The sequence below is a fragment of the Dysgonomonas hofstadii genome (assembly GCF_014196915.1).
GTDB lineage: Bacteria > Bacteroidota > Bacteroidia > Bacteroidales > Dysgonomonadaceae > Dysgonomonas > Dysgonomonas hofstadii.
This window is the reverse complement of record NZ_JACIEP010000010.1, coordinates 89,827-92,647: the sequence shown is the minus strand read 5'-3', so window position 1 is coordinate 92,647 and position 2,821 is coordinate 89,827. Positions and strand designations below refer to the sequence as shown.

2 protein-coding genes are annotated in these 2,821 nt (G+C 40.7%); one reads left to right on the top strand and one right to left on the bottom strand.

The genetic code is table 11. From position 1 onward, the window contains the following. Positions 1 to 74: 74 nt before the first annotated feature. Positions 75 to 2,444 (bottom strand): hypothetical protein, encoded by a 2,370-nt coding sequence (locus GGR21_RS13950; protein ID WP_183307850.1) that lies wholly within the window; start codon positions 2,442 to 2,444, stop codon positions 75 to 77. A 96-nt stretch (positions 2,445 to 2,540) separates the two neighbouring features. Between GGR21_RS13950 and GGR21_RS20800 the strand changes: the two genes are divergently transcribed. Next, positions 2,541 to 2,821, top strand: a 281-nt coding sequence (locus tag GGR21_RS20800; RefSeq protein WP_221233008.1) for a hypothetical protein, incomplete at its 3' end; no start/stop codon positions are given.

Below are 2,821 nucleotides of genomic sequence, written 5' to 3'. Positions count from 1 at the left end.
TCAGCGCAATAACACGATAATTTGACAATTTCTTCGTCACTGGGGATTTGTGATCCCCAGTAAGCTAAATTGAACTATATCCCAGACCATCCATCTACTTGTGTCATTTCATCCTGTACACGTAATATATCGGTTACGGCAACTTTCGGTGCAAACTTTATAGATTTTATCGCATCCACTAAAGCATCATTATTTATTGAATTTGGGCTTTCTATTGCGGGTACTTGTCCGCCCGCTTCAAACTGTCGGCGGAATGGAGGTTCATAGCCTTGCGATGTTTTGGCAAAGAAACCACTAATATCGGTAGGAGTTAGTTCCTTTCGTTGGGAATTGATATAGCGTACCAACCCAAGATTTTTACTTGTTGATTCTCGGTTCACTACATACTCGCCGCCCTCTACCTCTATGTTTGTTCCTTCTATGCGCATACCGCCTTGTGAATGGCGCTTGCCATTAAGGAGACCGCCGTCAGCGAATTTGGCAAGCTGTTTGGTCATAATACCGATTTGCACTGCTCCGGCAGCGGCTACAACGGCAGCAAGCACAGGACCTAGAAAAGGCCCGTAAGACAATGCCTTGGTAACACCTTGTGCTACACTGGCTGTGGCTTCTCCTATATTTTTTAATAGGGTAGCTTTGCGGTTAAGTTTTTCAATTTTTTCTTGCTCAGCTTTTTTCTTCGCTTTCTTGTCTTCTAATTTACTATTCTTTTCGTCATATTCTTTTTTTGTAGCTAAGATTCCATTATGATAATCTATTTCATTTTGAAGTAGTTGTGCTTTTTCTGTTTGCCCTTGTTCTGTCGCTTTTTGTTGTTCAGTTGTGAGTTCTTTTAATTTTGCAGTACTTACTTCAGCATCATATTTAATAGCATCTATTTTAACTTTATTCTGTGCTAACTCCTCATCAATACCCGCTATCTCCGCCTTATACACACTACTGATAGAAGAAAAAGCCGTACTGAAATAATCACCCACCTTGCCCGTAAATCCTTTTATATCATTTGCTACCTCTTCGCCTTTCTGCGCATATTGTTTCCATTGGGTGAGCGAAAGGTCTTGCTCCTTCTTTTCGGCGGCGGTGATGGCTTGCTGCACGGTTATCAGTTCGGCTCCGGTCTGCTTAATAAATTCAAGCTTTTGGGCTTCTATCTCCTTGCGCTTTTCGGCGTTATCCCCTGCTGCTTCTATTTCAGTATTGTATGCGTCTACCTGTGTCAGCATCTTCTGCTGAATAACCAGTTGCAGGGATTTATATTCTTCTACCTGTGTTTTATAATTGACGCGAGTTTTTTCTATATCGATGTATTTCTTTGCCACCTCGGCGGCCTCTTTTGTGGCATCGGTTGTTTTCTTGGTGGCATCAGCTTGCTGGTTGTTGGCATCGGTCGCTTTTTTTGCGGCTTCGGCAGCGTCGAGGCTGGCTTTTTGCGACTTGGCCGAATGATCTACGATCTGGTTTACGAGATTGCCCGAAAAGTCTTTTTCCTTTACCATCAGATCCCAGAAAAAATCATCCAGTTCCTTAGCTGTTTTCTGTGTGCTTTTCTTTAATTTCTTCGAAGTATTATCTACTTCCACCTCCATTTTTTCGCCACGCTGCTTTATAAAGTTTTCGAAAGTGGCAGCTTTGTCTTTCTCGTGTTGCTGATCCAGCTTTTTCAGTTCGGCGTTTTTCTTTTCTTCGAGGTCTTTCAGTTTATGGAACTGCGCCACTTCCATAGCCTGCCTGTCAGCTGCCGAGTATTGTACATAGCCTGTTTTTTCGTCTTCCGAAGCAATGGTGAGGTCGGTCGCATTCTTTATCGTTTGCGCTTCCAGTTCGTATTTTGCCAGTAGTGACGCTTTCTGCTGCTCGTAGTTGCTGTCTATGCCGGTAGTCATGCCCTGCATCGACTCCTGTATTATCAGGGCGCGCTTTTGGTTGTTGTCCAGCACATGCTTTGTTATTTCGGCTTCTGATTGTTCATACCTTTTTCTTCTCTCTTCTTCTATTCCAGTAGTATCTTCTCCTGCTTTTTTTGCATTTTGAAGCCTGTTGTATAATACCGATAAATCTGCTTTCTCCTTTTCCTTTGCCGATTTAATGAACGCCTGCTCCTCTTTCTTTATCTCGTCCAGCTTTTTCTTATGCTCATCGCTCAGTTTCTTTGCGCCTTCCAGTTCTTTTTCGATGCCTTTTTGAACCAAAACCTGCGTTTCCTGTATTTGTTTTACCGTGCGGGGCATCAGCTTGGTCATTCCTCCCACAATAGAGCCAAGCCGCTGATATTCGGGAATGATCTTTCCTATATTTTTAAGTGGCGCGGGCGAGGTGAGTATGCTTTGCAGTACTTCCTGTGCCGAGATTACTTTTAACGATACCTGATGTATATTTTCATACTCTTCTTTCAACGCAACCGCGTCTTTGTTGTCAATGGTTAGTTTAAGTACTTGCTCTTTCATAATGTTTTTATGGTATAGATAAATAACCGGAAATATCATTAAACTATATATTGCTTTATTAGTCTTATATTTGTAGGACATTTATTTATCAGGACTATGAAAAAATATTTATATATATTATTTCTTTTATCTTTTTGTTTTGCCGGGTGCGGAGATGAAGAGGAAATTATGAGTGGAGGTGGAAATGGAAATTCTGCTGATTTTAGTTATGAAGTATACAATTCTTATTCTTCGGATATATCACAACTAGTGTATACTATAAGACCTTATAAGGATAATTTTGAAGTATACAATTCTTATTCTTCGGATATATCACAACTAGTGTATACTATAAGACCTTATAAGGATAATTTTGAAGTATACAATTCTTATTCTTC